The organism is Draconibacterium sp., from assembly GCF_041583095.1.
Taxonomy (GTDB): domain Bacteria; phylum Bacteroidota; class Bacteroidia; order Bacteroidales; family Prolixibacteraceae; genus Draconibacterium.
Genome location: NZ_JBFHGM010000081.1, coordinates 1 through 17,706, shown reverse-complemented (window position 1 = coordinate 17,706; position 17,706 = coordinate 1). Strand labels below are relative to the sequence as shown.

The window sequence follows — 17,706 nt, the reverse complement described above, 5'->3', positions numbered from 1 at the left end:
TGAAATGACCAAAGGGAACTCGTCCGGCGAAAAAAGCCGATCGAAGCCAGGTGGTTCTCCCGGACGAAACTCAAAAGGCAATCCACATAAAAAAAGCCGGGAGTTACCCCGGCCTCTGAACAGTATTTTAGCTAAAAACTATTTTACCAAAACCTTTTGTGTAGTGGTGTTGCCATTTTGTATAACCCGGAGTAAATAAACACCCGGTGTAAAATTCTGCACATCAATTTCAACCTTGTTTTTGCGTAAGTCGTTTGCCTGATATTGTAAAGTTCCGGCTATTGAATATAGCTGAACTGTGGAAATCGTTTTGTCCGAAGTTATTGTCAGTTTATTCGATGCAGGATTAGGATAAACCTGCAAATCGCTACTCCTGATTTCCGGTTCATCGATATCGGTTATAATTCTTGGCTCTTCAAACTGTTGTGTTGAATACAGGCGGTATTCGCCCGGAGCAAACGTAAAGGTTTGATTTGCTGTGGCTATTTCAATCGAGTCGCCGCTAAAAAACTCGTAGTATTTCCCTGTCTCCGGAAAATCAATAGTGATATTGTTTTCCGTTATGCCAAAGTTGCCCAGGGCAATTGCATGATTACCCGCGTTACTTGAAATAAACCATTTTGTGGCACTCGAAAGACTATGGGTAAAAGTTTCGGGCGAGAACTCATTGTAGGTTTGTTTCAGTTCGTTCAACTTTGCCATTACCTGAAACAAATCGGTACGGTCAGTATTGTTCAGGTACTGCCAGTAAGGTGGTTTTTCTGCCAGGCGGCAGTCGTTGCTTATCGAACCGTCAACACAACGGTTTATCGACAGATCGTAACCGCGCTCGCCAAATTGCCAGATCATTTTTGGTCCGGGCAGCAACAAATGAAACAGTGAGTTCAACTCAATTCGTTGCAGCGCGGTTGTCTGGTTTTTAATGTTGTAATCGTCGGTACTAAGCCCCGTGTTTTTAATGGTATACATTATTCGCTCTTCGTCGTGGCTTTCAGGGTACGAAACCAGGTTCGGTTCATTCCAGTTTCTTTGGGAGTACACCGCCCAGCTCAGGTCTGAATTTCCGGTTTGCCCGGCTGCTGCGTTTTGGTAACTTCCGTGCATGTTCCCCCAAAGGAGTATACCGTGGTTGGCCAGCTCAGTTTCTTCCGAATTGTCTGCCAGGTGCTCGAAAATTACCAGTGCATCAGCATTACGATTCCAAATTTCGTTGCTCATTCGTTTCAGGTTGGCAATCCGGTCGGCATCGTATTCGCTTCCCCAGCTCGACGAGCTGTAAGGTGTATTCGAGAAGCCTTTTGTAAAATCGAAACGGAAACCATCAACTTTATATTCGCTCATCCAGAAAGATGATACACTATCGACCAACTCCTGGGTTGCGGCGGTTTCGTGGTTAAAATCATATCCCCATCGCAGGCTTGGGTTCTGGAAATTACTTTCCTGGTTGTACCAGGGATTATCGGCTGTAACCACCCAGTTATCCATGTACATTTGCACAAACGGACTTTGGCCGTAACTGTGGTTTAACACCATATCGATTACCACTGCAATTCCGCGCTGGTGGCATTTGTCAATAAGTTCTTTTAATTTGTTTTTTGGGCCGTAATATTTGTCGGGCGCAAAGTAAAACGATGGGTTATATCCCCAGCTGCTGTTTCCTTCAAACTCGTTCACCGGCATCAGTTCCAGCACGTTTATACGAAGGTCTTCAAGGTAATCCAACTGGTCGATAACGGCCTGGTAGGTGTGCTCAGTCATAAAATCGCGTACCAGCAATTCGTAAATCACCAGTTTGCTTTTGTCGGGCGATTCAAAATTGGTAACCTGCCAGTTGTAGGGAATTTGAGCGGTTTGCAACACCGAAACAATTCCTTCAGTTTTCCCTTCAGGGTAAGCTTTCAGATTGGGGTAAGTGGCTTCATCGATGTAGCTGTCGTTCCAGGGGTCTAATATTTTTTCGGTGTAGGGGTCGGCAATACGAATGTTTCCATCAATAAGGTACTGGTAGGCGTACTCTGTTCCGGCTTCTAAGCCGTTAAGTTCCAGCCAGAAATAGTCGCCGTCTTTTTTCATCAGGTAATTGTCGGAAAGTTGCCAGTCGTTAAAATCGCCCTGTACGTATACAAATTCTTTAAGTGGTGCCCACAGCACCAATGCTGCGGTATTATCGTCGATGTAGTTGATTCCTTTTTTATATCCGGCGGGTAGCGGTTCGTTAATCACACTGCTGCCGACAAATATATTCAGTGAATCGAAAACTGTTTCGCCACTGGCGGTAGCTTCGGCAATCAGCCAGTAGTTCCCGCTTTCGGTAAAAGTGTGTGTGGTGGTAATTTCGGTACCCGTTGATTGGGCTAATGCCGTTTCATCGAGACTAAGTTTTAAATCGGCCTCTGCCGATGATTGAGCTGAAAAAGTTATTGCCTCGTTTATCTTAAGTATAGAGGAGCCCGAGGGTTCGGTAATATTCACTACCAGCCCTTCATCAAAAACAGTTACAAAAAGGTCGGAAGTTTGCTGGCTTCCATCTGCCGAACGAAAAACCAGGCAAAGTTCAGTTACCACATCTCCGGCTTCAACACTATAAAAGCTGTTGATATCGGGAGTGATAACAAGCTCGTAAATGCCTTCACCAATATACGTTAGCTGAGGTTGTGTGTTATTGTTTCCCCACGATTCAATTACATATTGCCATCGGTCTTCACCAATTGTAACTCCTGTATGGGCGTACAAATCTCCTGTAAAATAATTAAGCCGGCTGTCTTGAGCCGAGTTAAACGTAATGGTAACAGGCTGTGTGGCCACCGGGAATTCGGGATTGGTAGTAATTTGTGCGGTTGCATTAATAGCAAAAACAACCAGGCTTATCAGAAAAAGAAAAGACTTGTACATTGGATTTGTTTTAGGATAAAAAAACAGGTAGTGCCAAATAAAAAGCACTACCTGTTGTATCATAACTTACAGTTATTGTGCTGTAATTTTATAGGTATATTCTGAGAAGTCAATCTCAATTTTATAAGTACCTGCTGAAGCCGGTTCCGGAATTTCTGCCGGATCAGGATCAGCATCGCCCGAACGGTAAGCAAGTTTACCCAACAAGCTGTTTCCGTTGCCGTCAGAACCCCACTGAGGAGCCCATGCACCGCTGTTGGTAGCCATAATTTTCATTCCGCCGTTGCCAACCGAAAGATCGGTTACCACTGAGTATTTACCAATGCCATCTTTTGTGAAAGCAATTCCGTTTGCCGGATCCCAGCCAACAGTAGTTGCACCACCTACCAGGTAAATTACATCCGGAATTGGATAAACCGAGTAGGTAAGGTTGGTAATGTCAACATCAATACGGTAGTCGCCCTCAACCGAAGGAGATGGAATAGAAGCCGGGTCGGCATCGTCCTCGGTAGGGCGATAAGCCAAAACTCCGCTATAGGCGTCACCAGTTCCGTCAGATCCCCACATCGGAGCCCATTGGCCCTGGGTTTTGATGAACTTCAACCAGGCGTCGGGTACTAAATGCGCGGCAATTCCGTATTTGCCACTCGACATGTACGGTGCTTCCAGTGTAGTATTGTTATCCCAACCTGCATCGGTTGCGTCTCCTAATAAATAGATAGGAGGCAATTTGATGGAATAAGTAATTACGTTGAAGCTGAATGTTTCTGATGGTAATGCATTGGCATAGTCGCTAACTGAAGCTTCAACTCTTATTTCAAGTGGAGTTTCTACACCAGTTGGGTATTCCATCGATGTTAACAGCGAGTTTAATTCTCCAACTGTAATATCGTAACCTAATTCAGCTGACGAAACAATAATTGATGAATTTGCAAAGTCGTTACCGGCATCGTCAATTTTTAGCAAGTAAGAAATTGCTGCCTGAAAACCAAAATCTGCTTCCGTCCAGTCAAAAGAGAACAGTACATCATCTGCTTCTTCTTCGGTAAGCAAATAAGTGCCACCGGAAGTTTCTGACGCGGTAAGAACCGGGCTGTTTCCGTAATTAATCACCGGATCGAATGTCTCGTCCTCGCAAGAAACAAACACCAGCAAAGCAGCCAGAATACTTAATATATAATTTATCTTTTTCATGATCTAAAATTTTGCAAGTGATTAATATCCCGTGGTTTGAGTTAGATTTGGATTGGCACTTACATCTGAAGAAGGAAGTGGGTAAGTGTTGTATTTGGTATCAACACCAATACCTTCTTTAACAGCTCCTTTCCAAGCCCAAACGTAGTCTGAACCGGTGAATTTGCCAAAACGAATCAGGTCGGTTCTGCGGTGTCCTTCCCAGTACAATTCACGTGCACGTTCATCCAAAATAAAATCGAGTGTAAGGTCGGCTTCGGTCATGTTTCCAAAGTCGTCGCCATATGCTCTTTCGCGCAATTCGTTAACGTACGACAGTGCAGTGCTCATGCTTCCGCCACCGCCGCGCAATACTGCCTCGGCATACATCAGGTAAGCATCGGCCAAACGGAACATTGGGAAATCAGTGTCAGGATGTGTTAAATCCGATCCGGTTTCGCCGGTAGAAGTTACGTTTTTCCACTTGGTAATGGCATAACCGTTTGTGAACTCAAACAGGTCATCAATTTCAAGTGTTTGCCCGTCGGTGAAGAACAAAGCGCGGCCGTCAGAACTGAATTTCTCAACGGTGTAAGTATAATCCGGTGATTCCAGTTTCATGGTAATTTTGTAGCTTCCACCTTCAGCAATTGAAATATTAGCAGCGCCACCTTCTAAAATACCGTCGGCACCGTCATCACCGTAGTTCAGATCCCAGCCGTCGTTAGCGCGGAACTTAATTTCGCCTGCGGCAAGGTCGATTTCTGCAACCCAGGTTTTGCTGTCCGCATCAAATTCCATGTTTTGGTCAGAGTCCCAGCCACCAGCAGTAGCTGATCCGATAATTCCCCAATCGGTTTTCATTACTGAATATGTACCATCAACAGTATTTACATTTATCTTGTAGTAGCCAGCCTCGTCAACTGAAAGGTTTTGTCCGTTTGGTTCCAGTGAGCCGTCGCCACCGTCGTCTCCCCAGTTCACATCCCAGTTTGGCCCGGCGGTAAATTTAAATTCTCCTGCATCGGCAAAATATACATAACCTTCGTAGTTATCATCAGAATTAACCGAAGCCAGTGTTGGTGCTACATCCGGCGACCAGTCGCTTTCGCTGTAACCCGCTGCAACCTGGTAGCCACCAGGTACATAAATTACCGGATAGTCAGCAGTTGCATTAACACTTTTTAATTTTGGAGCCATGGTTTCCAAATCAAGGAATTTGCCAACAAACTCTTTGGTTGTTCTTAAACCACTCCATCCGCCGTCGATACCAAATTCAGCAGGGTCCATTGTTCCTCCAACAGGTGCGTGAACAAGGAAAGTTGTTCCACCCCAGGTACGAATGTTGGTTCCATCCTGAATAATTGGGAAAATGGTTTCGCTTGATGTATGATTATCAGCAAGGAACATGTGCGAATATTCCGGATTGAGCGAATAGCCTGCGTTAATTACTTTTTCCGAGTAGCTAAGCGCATCGTTAAATCGTGCTGTTCCGGTGTAAACCTCGGCATTCAGGTACATTTTTGCCAAAACCATCCAAACAGTTGCCTGGTCGGCTCTTCCGTATTCGGCACTTCCGGGTGCTGCAAGTTCGTTTTCAACAGCCAGTAATTCCGATTCAACATAGTTAAACAGGTCGGTTCTTGAAATCTGCTCCGGGAAGAATGCTCCAACGTTGTCTTCTTCGGTAACAAAAGGTACGCTACCAAATAAGTCGACAGCATGGTAGTAGCTCAGTGCACGCAGGAAACGGGCTTCTGCACGGTACATTTCAATGTCGGTACGGATAGCGCCGTCGATTCCGCGTCCGTCTAGTTTATCGGCGGTTGTTTCGCGAATAAACTCGTTACACAACGACACCTGGTAAAAAATACGGTAATACAGGTTGGTAATAAAACCATCGTCAGCCGACCAGTCCATATCGTGGAAATCGCGCAAGGTAGCATCGTTCCAGCCAATAACTGCTTCGTCGGTTGGAAGCTCCTGTGCATACCAGTAGGCACGCAGGTACTGACCGAAACCTTCGTCCAAACCACTAAGGTCGTTGTTTCCGCTTGGTCCTTGCTGGCCACTAACTGCTAAACCTGCATATAGTTTTGCCAGAACTTGAATGTAGTTGTTCGGATTTTCGTAAACACTTTCCGAGGTAACCACATCTTCATCGATTGGCACGGTGTCCAAATCGTTGGTACATGATGTAATTGCAAGCAGTGCTGCAAGTACTATTATGCTTAAATATTTAAATTTCTTTATTATCATGGTTATCAGTTTTTAGAGATTAATAATCAATGCTTAAGCCCATCATAAACACGCGCGGACGTGGATAAATGTTGTTGTCGATTCCATTACTAACCTCCGGGTCTAGACCTTCGTAGTCTGAAACTACAAACACGTTTTGAACCGTACCGTACAGGCGAAGACTCATTTTGTCTGCATTCAGATTTTTAAATGTGTGCCCCAGCGAAATGTTGTCCAAACGCAGGAACGACGCATTTTTTATATAGTAATCAGAGAAATATTCAGGATTTTCGAAACCTGTTGTCAGTGCATTCTGGTTTACGTTTAACAGGTAGTTCGACGACCAGTACAGGTTGTTTAACGAACCGCTCGACGACCAAACGTTGTTGTAAACGTAGTTGCCCAGGCTAACTCTTCCGGCAAAACCAAAGTCCCAGTTTTTATAATATAGTTTTGAGTTGAAACCCATAAACCAGTCGGGAGCCGATTTTTCTAAGCGGTATTTATCTTCGCTGTTAATTTGTCCGTCTCCGTTACGGTCAACATAAAGTCCCTGTATTGGTTTTCCTGCGTCGTCGTACACTTGCTCGTACACAAAGAACGAGTTGGCCGGATAACCTACCGAGTGAATTTGAATGTTGTTACCAACGGCACCAGAAATTCCTCCTGTTTCTACACCCGGATATTCTTCGAGCGACATTTGGGTTGCAGTAAGTTTGGTAATTTCGTTTTCGTTGTAAGTGGCGTTAAAACCAACTTCCCATGAAAGATCTTGTTTCGAGATGATACGTCCTAAAACAGAGAACTCAAAACCGCGGTTTTCCAAATCGCCCACGTTGGTCAACAACATGTTGGTAAGGTTGGTACCTGCCGGAACCGGAATAAAGTTCAGCAAGTCGTCGGTAACACGTTTGTAAACGTCGATGGTACCTGAAATGCGGTTATCCATAAAACCATAGTCTAAACCAATGTTGTAGGTTGTGGTTTCTTCCCACTTAATTTCCGAGTCGTAACCTTCAGGACGAATAGTAGTGTAATACTGGTTTCCAAACTGGTACTGCGCATTTTCCTGGCTGTAGGTGTAGCGTGGCAAATAAGGGTAATCGCCGCTGCCAATGTTTTGCTGGCCGGTAATACCGTAACCTAAACGCAATTTCAGATCGGAAACTACAGCGCTGTTTTTCAGGAATTCTTCTTCTGAAATCCGCCATGCAAAAGCTGCCGATGGGAAAAGTCCCCAGCGGGTATCGGGCGAGAAACGTGAGGTTCCGTCCTGACGAACGGTAAACGTAAGCAGGTATTTGTTTTTTAACGAGTAATTTAAACGTCCGAAGAACGAAACCAGGTAATATTCCGTAGGATCCCAGTTTTCAGGGTTGATAATCTCGTTGGTTATACCACTTCTTGCAAAGTTGTAGCTTTCGCTCCAGAAATGTTGCCACGAGTAACCACCCATTACACTAATATTACTTTCAATCGATTCCAGTTCTTTATCGTAAGTCAGGTAAAAGTCCAGCAATTTGTTTTTCTTTTCCTGTGTGTATTCGCTGTAATAACCACCTCCGTTACCAATTGTCCACGGTGCATCGTCATCGTCGATGGTTGTACCTTCCGAATCGGTGTATTCGTATCCAAGGTTAAGGGTGGCTTTCAAATCAGGAAGGAAATGGAAATTATAATCGAACTGTGCATTTGTTACGGCTCGTTTTGCAGTTGATGTATCATCATGCATCATAATCAATGCCATTGGGTTGGTTGGTGCCAGCGTATTTGGATTTCCGTTGCCCTGCAACCAGGTAAAGTAACCTCCGTAACGATCACTGTCGACATAAATCGGTTGGGTTGGATCGAAGCTTACCGCAGTTCCGATAGCGCCCTGATTAGAAAAGTCGTTGTCGATCAACATTCCTTTAAAGTTCAGGTTCATTTTTAAATGATCATCGAAAAAGCTGGGGTTAAAACCAACAGTTCCGGTCCATCGCTCCATGCTCGATTTCTTTAAAATACCGTTTTGGTCGGAGTAACCGACTGATGCACGGAAAGGAATATCTTTAATGTTTCCGGTAACGCTAAAGTTGTGGTCGTGACTTACTGATGGGCTTAAAACAACATCCTGCCAGTCGGTATCAGCATTGCCCAAAAGGCTGGCGGCGTTTGAACCGGCTCCGTTTTGGTCAATAATAGTTTGTCTGAAATCGTCGGTCGACAGAACATCAACTTTTCCCGATGGTGTGCTGTACGAACTAAAGCCGTTGTAGCTCAGTTTTAAACCGGCACCTTTGCGGCCTTTTTTAGTGGTAATAAGAATAACACCGTTTGACGCACGCGAACCATAAATAGCAGTTGCCGATGCATCTTTAAGTACGGTCATGGTTTCAATATCGCTTGGATGGATCATGTTCAGCGGGTTTCTCATTCCGTTAACACCATCGCTTGAAATCGGTACTCCATCGATTACAATAAGCGGATCGTTACTTGCTGAAAGCGAAGAACCACCACGGATACGGATTGTCGATCCTTCTCCGGGAGCACCACCGCTATTGGTAATTTGTACACCGGCAATTTTACCGGTTACCAATTCTTGCGGAGAAGTAATCGCTCCCTGGTTAAAATCATCCGAACTTACTGCAGCTACCGAACCGGTAGCATCTTCTTTTTTAACTTGTCCGTAACCAATTACTACAACCTCGTCGAGGTTTTCCATTGATTGTTCCAACTTAACATTTACCTGATTTGAAGCAGTAATAACTACTTCCTGCGGTGTATAACCGATGTATGAGAGAACAATGGTTTGTCCCTGTTCAACATCGATGCTGAAATTTCCGTCAAAATCGGTAATTGTTCCTTGTGTAGTTCCTTTAACTACAATGGTAACACCAGGTAAAGGCTCGCCGTTACCGGCATCGCTAACAGTACCTGTAACTGTTTTAACCTGCGCATATCCAAGACTAAAGCTCAGCATGGCAAACAAAAACAAGACTACTTTAAGGTTTTTACGAATAATCCTCATTTTACATGTTATTAGTTTATGAATCTTCCTGTTTGTTAAATTCTCTTTAACTCATTTAAATAGGCAATAAATCAATTCGTTACAAAGACTTTGTGTTCAACAAAAACTAAAATTCAAAGACGAATGTATAATAATTGTTAAGAAAAAATTACGTTTTTTAACACACCGGTTTATGCAAACGTTTGCGGTGACGTTTGCGCCCAATATGTTATAAAACAGGTGGTTACTGGTTGGCTTATTTAGAAGTTCGAATTTATGTAAAGATTTGGGCTAAATTGCTACATTTGTATAAAGCCTTAAGCAGGGAACTGGAAAAATCAATAATCAACAATAGGGGAGTCAGAGGAATATGAAAAGCGGACTGGTAACAATAAAAGACTTGGCTCGTGAATTAAATATTTCAGCGTCAACGGTTTCGCGGGCGTTGAAGGACCACCCCGATATCAGCAAAGAAACAAAACGAGCGGTTAAAGAACTGGCCGAAAAGTTGAACTACCAGCCCAATGCTGTTGCACTTAGTTTAAAACAACGGCGCAGTAATACTATAGGTGTTATCATTCCCGAAATTGTCCATTATTTTTTCTCATCAGTAATTAGCGGAATTGAAGATGTGGCTTACGATGCCGGTTTTAACGTAATTATTTGCCAGAGCAACGAGCGTTACGAGCGCGAAGTGGCAAACGCTAAAACATTGCTGGCGAGCCGTGTTGATGGTGTTTTGGTATCTATTTCAAAACATACCACCGACTATAAACATTTAGAAAATTTCCAGAATAACGAAGTACCCATTGTATTTTATGATCGCGTTGTGCCGAATATAGTTGCTGACCAGGTAATTATCGACGATTTTGATGCCGCATATCGGGCAACCCGTCATTTAATAGATAGCGGTAGAACACGCATTGCCCATTTGGGCGGGCCTATGGCTTTGCTGATTGGGCAAAACCGAAAAGACGGTTACTTAAAAGCGTTGAAAGAAGCCGGTATTCCGGCCGACGAAAACCTGATTGTGGAAGCCGATTCGTTTGAAAAAGCCCGAATGGCCATTATGAAGCTGATAAACCAAAAGATTAAGTTTGACGGAGTGTTTGCCACAAACGATCTTACCGCCATTGGTGCCATGCAAACCATCCAGAAAAAAGGATACAAAATACCCGACGAGATTGCAATTGTTGGCTTTTCCGATGGTCGCTTCTCAGGAATTACCGACCCTACGCTTACTTCAGTCGATCAGCATGGTTACGAAATGGGAACACTAGCAACACAAATGCTGTTAAAACGCATCACCTCGGAAGACGATGAATATCCGGCTGAAACAAAAGTCTTAAATGCGGACTTGATAGTTCGTGGATCCTCTATTATATAATATACCATTCAAATATTATTGATTTTCGTAATTAATGGCCGATTTCTGCAATTACACAAAAACATGTTGTAGAATATATTTTCACTTTCCGCAAACGTTTGAAATGATCATTTTTGGCTAAAATACCCTGTTTTTCAGCTATTAGCATGGTGCACGGTTTGGAAATTACTTCGATTCTAACTTATATTTGTGCAGGCAATTTTTCAATTCACATACTTCGTGTTTAACAGCAAAAGTTCTTTTGCTGTATTAGCTTGTTAGTACATACAGTTTTGCTACAAATTAAAACTACTATTATGCGCAAAAAACCTACGTTAAGTTTTTGGCAGATTTGGAATATGAGTTTTGGTTTTCTGGGTATCCAGTTTGGGTTTGCCCTGCAGAATGCCAATGTAAGCCGTATTTTCGAAACACTTGGGGCCAATGTTGAGGACATCCCGATTTTGTGGATTGCCGCACCGGTTACCGGGTTAATTGTTCAGCCAATAATCGGGCACATGAGCGATAAAACCTGGAACCGACTTGGGCGAAGACGGCCTTACTTTTTGTTCGGAGCCATTTTCGCATCGCTGGCACTGCTGTTAATGCCCAACTCGCCCGCCTTGTGGGTAGCTGCCGGAACACTCTGGATAATGGATGCTTCCATTAATGTTTCAATGGAGCCGTTTCGTGCTTTTGTTGGCGATATGCTGCCCAACGAGCAACGTACTCAGGGTTTTGCCATGCAAAGCTTTTTTATTGGTACCGGTGCTGTTGTAGGATCGGTGCTTCCATACGCAATGACCAATTGGCTGAATATTCCCAATACGGCTCCTGAAGGAGTTATTCCTCCATCGGTGCGTTGGTCGTTCTACATTGGAGGAGTCGTTTTCTTTCTGGCCATTCTGTGGACTATTTTTTCAACCAAAGAATACCCACCCGAAGAGCTGGAAGCCTTTGAAGAAAGCGAACGACAAACAACCAATAAAGATGAAGTGCTGAATGAAGCGGAAGTGGAAAGCAGCCGGTTTGCCAAAGTTGGCGGAATTATGGGACTGCTGGGTTTGCTGATTGTAGTAGTTACACAACTAATGGACCTTGAAAAAGAGCTGTACATTCTTGGAGGTATTCTTTTCCTTTTTTTCTTATTGATGATGACGGCTGCTTTGCTAAAATCGCAAAAAAAGGACGAGAATGCGTTGGTGGAGATTTTCAGCGATTTATTGCGTATGCCGCTAACCATGAAGCAACTGGCGCTGGTGCAGTTTTTTACCTGGGTTGGATTGTTTGCTTTATGGATTTATGCCACAGCAGGAATTACCAGCCATGTGTACGGAACTTCTGATACAACCACAAAGTTGTACAACGATGGTGCCGACTGGGTAACCATTCTTTTTGGCGTTTATAACGGAGTTGCCGCGCTAATGGCATTTACTTTGCCTGTAATTGCAAAGTACACCAACCGAAAATTTACGCACTTCATTAGTTTAATAATTGGTGGTGTGAGCCTGGCCTCTATCTACCTTTTTAACGATCCGAACTGGCTTATTGTGCCAATGGTTGGAGTTGGCATTGCCTGGGCAAGTATTCTTTCTATGCCCTATGCCATACTTACCGGATCGCTGCCATCGAATAAAATGGGAATTTACATGGGAATTTTTAACTTCTTTATTGTAATACCGCAAATTCTGGCGGCAACCATTTTGGGTTTCATGGTAAAAGATCTGTTTGGAGGAGAGTCGATTATTGCACTTGTTTTTGGAGGAGTATCCATGGTGGTAGCTGCCGTTCTGGTACTTTTTGTAAAAGACGTTGCAACAGAAAATTAAAAAATTAAAAACACTGAGATGAAGAATTATATCATTCATCACGACTGGAAAATAGTTGAAGAGGGTTTTGTTCCAGAACATAACCGGATTTCCGAAAGTATCTTTAGTATAGGAAACGGAAAAATGGGCCAGCGTGCCAATTTCGAGGAGAAATATTCAGGCGACACGCTGAACGGAACATATGTTGCAGGTATATATTACCCCGACAAAACCCGTGTGGGATGGTGGAAAAACGGCTATCCGGAGTATTTTGCCAAAATTATCAATTCAACCAACTGGATTGGAATAGGAGTTACCGTAAATAACGAAGAACTCGATCTGGCAAAAGCAAAAGTACTTTCGTTTAAACGCGAGCTCGACATGCAACACGGTTTGTTAACGCGTTGTTTTGTTGCCGAGTTGCAAAACGGTAACCAGGTTGAGGTTTGTTCGCACCGCTTTGTAAGTATTGCAGCCACCGAAATTGGTGCTATCCGATACACCGTAAAAGCGCTGAACTTTGATGGTGAGATAAAAGTTACGCCCTACCTCGATGGCGATGTGGTGAACGAAGACTCGAATTACGATGAGAAATTCTGGGTAGAAGTTGCCCGTGCTGTTGGCGGTCCGGAAGGCTATCTCACAGTTGAAACCTTAAAAACCGGTTTTCATGTTAGTACCGGGATGTGGTTTCAACTACTAAAAAACGGAAATAAAGTAGAAACAGATATTACGAACGGGGAAAGGGAGAAATATGTCGAGGCATCTCAAAGTGTCTCGGTAGAGAAGGGAGATGAAATAGTAGTTGAGAAATTCTCTTCTACTGTTTCTTCCCTTGATTATGAAAAGGAATCCCTTCCTGAAAAGGCAAAAGAAGCTGTGGACTTGGCTGTTGAAGCCGGTTTCGATGCCCTGTTCGAAAGTCATAAAAACCGCTGGCTGCAAAAATGGGCAACCAGCGATATAAAAATTGAAGGCGATATTGCGGCCCAGCAAGGAATTCGCTTTAATATTTTTCAGCTCAATCAAACCTACTCGGGCGAAGATGAACGGCTGAATATCGGGCCAAAAGGATTTACAGGCGAGAAATACGGTGGTGTAACTTATTGGGATACCGAGGCTTATTGTTTGCCTTTTTACCTGAGTACAGCGCCTCAAAAAGTTTCGCGGAACTTGTTGGTTTACCGTCGCAAGCATCTGGAAAAAGCCATCGAGAATGCCGAAAAACTCGGCTTCAAAAATGGTGCTGCCTTATACCCAATGGTTACCATTAACGGCGAAGAATGCCACAACGAGTGGGAAATTACCTTTGAAGAAGTTCACCGAAACGGAGCCATTGCTTACGCTATTTTCGATTATATAAATTACACCGGCGATAAAGAATACCTTGCCCCGATGGGCTTTGAGGTGTTGCTGGGTATTAGTCGTTTTTGGAGTCAGCGTGTAAACTGGTCGGCCGACAAAGAAAAGTATGTAATGCTGGGCGTTACCGGGCCAAACGAATACGAGAACAACGTAAACAATAACTTTCACACCAGCTACCTGGCCGTGTGGACTTTAAAATATACGCTTGAAGCCATCGACTACCTGAAGAAGGAATTCCCCTTCCTGTTTGAGGAATTGGTAAAAAAATGGAAATTCAACGAGTTGAACGAAACCGCTCGCTGGAAAGATATCATTGATAAAATGTATTTCCCAAGAGATGAGAAGCGCGGTATTTACCTGCAACAGGATGGATTTTTGGATAAGGATTTAACTCCGGTGGCAGAACTTCCTGCTGAGGATTTACCCATTAACCAAAACTGGTCGTGGGACCGAATTTTGCGTGCGCCGTACATTAAGCAGGCCGATACTTTGCAGAGTTTGTTCCTGTTTCAGGAGAATTTTACCACGGAAGAACTGAAACGACATTTCGATTTTTACGAGCCGTTAACGGTGCACGAATCGTCGTTGTCGCCATGTGTTCACTCCATTCTGGCGGCGAAGATCGGCTACCAGGACAAAGCATACGAAATGTATTTGCGCACATCACGCCTCGATTTGGATGATTACAATAACGACACCGAAGACGGCCTGCACATTACCAGTATGGGCGGAACCTGGATGTCGTTTGTAATGGCATTTGGCGGAATGCGTGTGGTGAACAACAAACTTACATTTAATCCTTTCCTGCCCGAATCGTGGAAATCTTACGGATTCCGAATCGATTTTGGAGGTGCACATTTAGAAGTGAAAAAACAACGCGAATTATTTTTAATAATTAATCATTCTGCAGTTGATGTTGAAGCAACTGTTTGGGGAGTCGAACACAAAATTGCAGGTAATTCAACCCTTGAAATTAAAAAGTAAAAATTAGATAATTTACCCTTTTGTCTGTCGACATTTTCCCTTGCGAGGGAAAACAGTTATAAAAAAGCCGGAGCTTTGATTGAGTCAAAAGCTGGTTTGATACTTGTTCCCCTTCTTAGGGGAACTCCCGACAGGGTAAGGGGTAAAGCAAATTTGAAACGACTAAAACACTTTAAAATGAAGAAACTAATCACTTTGTTTATCATCCTGCTTACTCTGAATGTTGTTGGGCAGGAAGTTGCTCGGGTTGAGCCGCCAAACTGGTGGGCCGGAATGAAAAATCCCGACTTACAATTATTAATATACGGTGAGAATATTTCAAAAACCGATGTGGTGCTCGATTACCCGGGGGTGACTTTGGAAGCGACCACTAAAGTGGAAAATCCAAACTACCTGTTTGTCGATCTGAAACTGGCAAAGGATGTAAAACCCGGAGACTTTGAAATTCAATTTAAACAAGGCGATAAAGTTGTAGACAGCTACAACTACGAATTGTGGGATCGTGAAAAAGGATCCGCAAAACGCGAAGGTTTTAATTCATCGGATGTGATTTACCTGATCACCCCTGACCGTTTTGTAAACGGCGATACCAGCAACGACGAGATTGAAGGAATGAAAGAAGGTCTTGATCGTGATTATAACTATGGCCGCCACGGTGGCGATATTCGGGGAATCATCAATTCACTGGACTATTTGCAAGACATGGGATTTACAGCCGTTTGGTTAAATCCTGTGCTGGAAAACGATATGCCCGAATCGTCGTATCACGGTTATGCCTGTACCGATTTTTACCAGGTCGACAGAAGGTATGGTTCGAATGAAGAATATCAGGAACTAAACGAAGAACTGGATAAACGTGGCATGAAACTGATTATGGATTTGATTTTTAACCACTGCGGATCGGAACACTGGTGGATGCACGATATGCCCATGAAAGACTGGATTAACAATTACCCGGAAATGAAAATTACCAGCCACCGCCGCACGGTGAATGAAGATCCTCACGCTTCGGAAGCAGATAAAAAAGCAATGGTTGACGGTTGGTTTGTAAGTGCTATGCCCGACATGAACCAGAAAAATCCGTTCCTGGCAAAATACCTCATTCAAAACAGTATTTGGTGGGTTGAATATGTTGGCTTGGAAGGAATTCGCCAGGACACGTGGCCTTATCCCGACAAAAATATGATGAGCGACTGGACGAAAGAATTGTTGGAAGAATATCCGAATTTTAATGTGGTTGGCGAAGAGTGGACCACCAATCCGGCCATTGTTTCGTACTGGCAAAAAGGAAAATACAATCAGGATGGCTATAAGAATTATGCTCCAAGTATGATGGATTTCCCATTGCAGAGTGCGGTTTCTGAAGGATTACGCAACGAAGAAAGTTTCGACCTCGGGTTGATTCAGATTTATAATGCATTGGCTAACGACTTTTTATACCCTGATCCATACAAACTGACCATTTTCCCGGACAACCACGATATGTCTCGCTTTTACGTGCAGGTTGGTGAAGATGCAGATCTGCTGAAAATGGGTGTGGTGTTCTTTTTAACTACCCGGGGAATTCCGCAAATTTATTACGGTACCGAGATTCTGATGCGACACGATGGCAGCGAACATGGCGATATTCGTGCAGATTATCCCGGGGGTTGGGAAGGCGATGAAGTAAATGCTTTTACCGGCGAAGGAATGAGCGATGCCGCAAAAGATATGCAGCAGTATATTTCTAAAATCCAGAACTGGCGAAAAAATGCCGATGTAATTCACGAAGGGAAATTGATGCACTTTGTTCCAGAAGATGGAACTTACACTTATTTCCGTTATACTGATAACGAAGCTGTGATGGTTATTCTGAATAAAAACACCGAAGTAAAAACCATCAAAACCGATCGTTTTAATGAAGTGATGGATGGTTATAAATCGGGTAAAGAAATTATCTCGGGTAACACCATTTCAGAACTTTCGGAAATTACGGTTCCTGCAAAATCAGCGGTAATAGTAGAGTTACGTAAGTAAAAGAATAGCCCTGTAAGGGCGAAATAATATAGCCCGGGGCAGCGCCCCGGGTTTTTAACGTACATAAGAAAAGGCGCATCCAGTAAAGATTTATGAAATGGTGACGTTCCATGCACCGCATCCACTACAAATCATAAAACCATGAAAAATCTTGTTTCCATATTTTTTTTAATTCTGGTATTATTTGCCTGCCAGCCCAATCATCAGCAAAAACCGGAAAAGCCCGATTCTCCGCAAGGAAAATATGTGGTTTACCAGGTATTTACCCGTTTGTTCGGGAATACCAACACCACCAATAAACCATGGGGAACTATTGAAGAAAACGGGGTGGGTAAGTTCAACGACTTTACCGACCGTGCATTGGAAGAAATTAAATCGATGGGTGTTACGCACATTTGGTATACGGGTGTACCGCATCATGATGTGATAACCGATTATACCGAATATGGCATTTCAAACGACGATCCCGATGTGGTAAAAGGCCGCGCCGGTTCGCCTTATGCAGTGAAGGATTATTACAATGTAAATCCCGATCTGGCTATTGATCCGGCAAACCGATTGGCAGAATTTGAAGCCCTGATCGAACGAACACACAAGCACGGTATGAAAGTGATCATCGATATTGTTCCCAATCATGTTGCCCGGAATTACCAGTCGATTTCGAAACCCGAAGAAGTTTCCGATTTTGGTGAAAACGACGATACTTCGGTGGAATACAAACGCGATAATAACTTTTATTACATCCCCGGCGAAGCCTTTCAGGTGCCGGAATTTTTGAACGGTTACCAACCTTTGGGAGGCGATGATCACCCGCTTTCGGATGGAAAGTTTGATGAAAATCCGGCCAAGTGGACCGGTAATGGCGCACGCCTAGC

The 17,706-nt window shown here is 43.6% G+C and carries 9 protein-coding genes; 5 read left to right on the top strand and 4 right to left on the bottom strand.

The annotated features are described in order from the left end of the window. Positions 1-138: 138 nt before the first annotated feature. The 4 genes from ABZB17_RS09675 to ABZB17_RS09660 all read right to left on the bottom strand — a co-directional run bounded on the left by ABZB17_RS09675 (position 139) and on the right by ABZB17_RS09660 (position 9,313). Entirely contained in the window at positions 139-2,892 is a 2,754-nt protein-coding gene (locus ABZB17_RS09675; protein ID WP_372649781.1) for an alpha-amylase family glycosyl hydrolase, read from the bottom strand. Between the two features lie 72 nt (positions 2,893-2,964). Further along, complete coding sequence (locus ABZB17_RS09670; protein ID WP_372649780.1) at positions 2,965-4,086, bottom strand: SusE domain-containing protein; 1,122 nt, start codon at positions 4,084-4,086, stop codon at positions 2,965-2,967. Positions 4,087-4,107: 21 nt separating this feature from the next. After that, positions 4,108-6,324, bottom strand: coding sequence for a RagB/SusD family nutrient uptake outer membrane protein (locus ABZB17_RS09665; protein WP_372649778.1), 2,217 nt, complete (start codon positions 6,322-6,324; stop codon positions 4,108-4,110). 19 nt (positions 6,325-6,343) lie between these two features. Beyond that, positions 6,344-9,313 carry a SusC/RagA family TonB-linked outer membrane protein gene (locus ABZB17_RS09660; RefSeq protein ID WP_372649777.1) on the bottom strand — a complete coding sequence of 990 codons (2,970 nt, stop codon included), beginning with the start codon at positions 9,311-9,313 and terminating at the stop codon, positions 6,344-6,346. A 349-nt stretch (positions 9,314-9,662) separates the two neighbouring features. Between ABZB17_RS09660 and ABZB17_RS09655 the strand changes: the two genes are divergently transcribed. The 5 genes from ABZB17_RS09655 to ABZB17_RS09635 all read left to right on the top strand — a co-directional run. Continuing rightward, positions 9,663-10,679 (top strand): LacI family DNA-binding transcriptional regulator, encoded by a 1,017-nt coding sequence (locus ABZB17_RS09655; protein WP_372649775.1) that lies wholly within the window; start codon positions 9,663-9,665, stop codon positions 10,677-10,679. A gap of 296 nt (positions 10,680-10,975) precedes the next feature. Continuing rightward, entirely contained in the window at positions 10,976-12,487 is a 1,512-nt protein-coding gene (locus tag ABZB17_RS09650; protein WP_372649773.1) for an MFS transporter, read from the top strand. Positions 12,488-12,505: 18 nt separating this feature from the next. Continuing rightward, positions 12,506-14,815, top strand: a complete 2,310-nt coding sequence (locus ABZB17_RS09645; protein WP_372649771.1) for a family 65 glycosyl hydrolase domain-containing protein — start codon at positions 12,506-12,508, stop codon at positions 14,813-14,815. A gap of 177 nt (positions 14,816-14,992) precedes the next feature. After that, positions 14,993-16,831, top strand: coding sequence for a glycoside hydrolase family 13 protein (locus ABZB17_RS09640; protein WP_372649769.1), 1,839 nt, complete (start codon positions 14,993-14,995; stop codon positions 16,829-16,831). Between the two features lie 141 nt (positions 16,832-16,972). Beyond that, a partial coding sequence (locus ABZB17_RS09635) for an alpha-amylase family glycosyl hydrolase (protein WP_372649767.1) occupies positions 16,973-17,706 on the top strand: 734 nt, incomplete at its 3' end.

Coding starts and splice junctions, on each gene's coding strand:
- ABZB17_RS09640 (WP_372649769.1), top strand. CDS start 14,993: ATGAAGAAACTAATCACTTTGTTTATCATCCTGCTTACTCTGAATGTT.
- ABZB17_RS09670 (WP_372649780.1), bottom strand. CDS start 4,086: ATGAAAAAGATAAATTATATATTAAGTATTCTGGCTGCTTTGCTGGTG.
- ABZB17_RS09675 (WP_372649781.1), bottom strand. CDS start 2,892: ATGTACAAGTCTTTTCTTTTTCTGATAAGCCTGGTTGTTTTTGCTATT.
- ABZB17_RS09650 (WP_372649773.1), top strand. CDS start 10,976: ATGCGCAAAAAACCTACGTTAAGTTTTTGGCAGATTTGGAATATGAGT.
- ABZB17_RS09655 (WP_372649775.1), top strand. CDS start 9,663: ATGAAAAGCGGACTGGTAACAATAAAAGACTTGGCTCGTGAATTAAAT.
- ABZB17_RS09660 (WP_372649777.1), bottom strand. CDS start 9,313: ATGAGGATTATTCGTAAAAACCTTAAAGTAGTCTTGTTTTTGTTTGCC.
- ABZB17_RS09645 (WP_372649771.1), top strand. CDS start 12,506: ATGAAGAATTATATCATTCATCACGACTGGAAAATAGTTGAAGAGGGT.
- ABZB17_RS09665 (WP_372649778.1), bottom strand. CDS start 6,324: ATGATAATAAAGAAATTTAAATATTTAAGCATAATAGTACTTGCAGCA.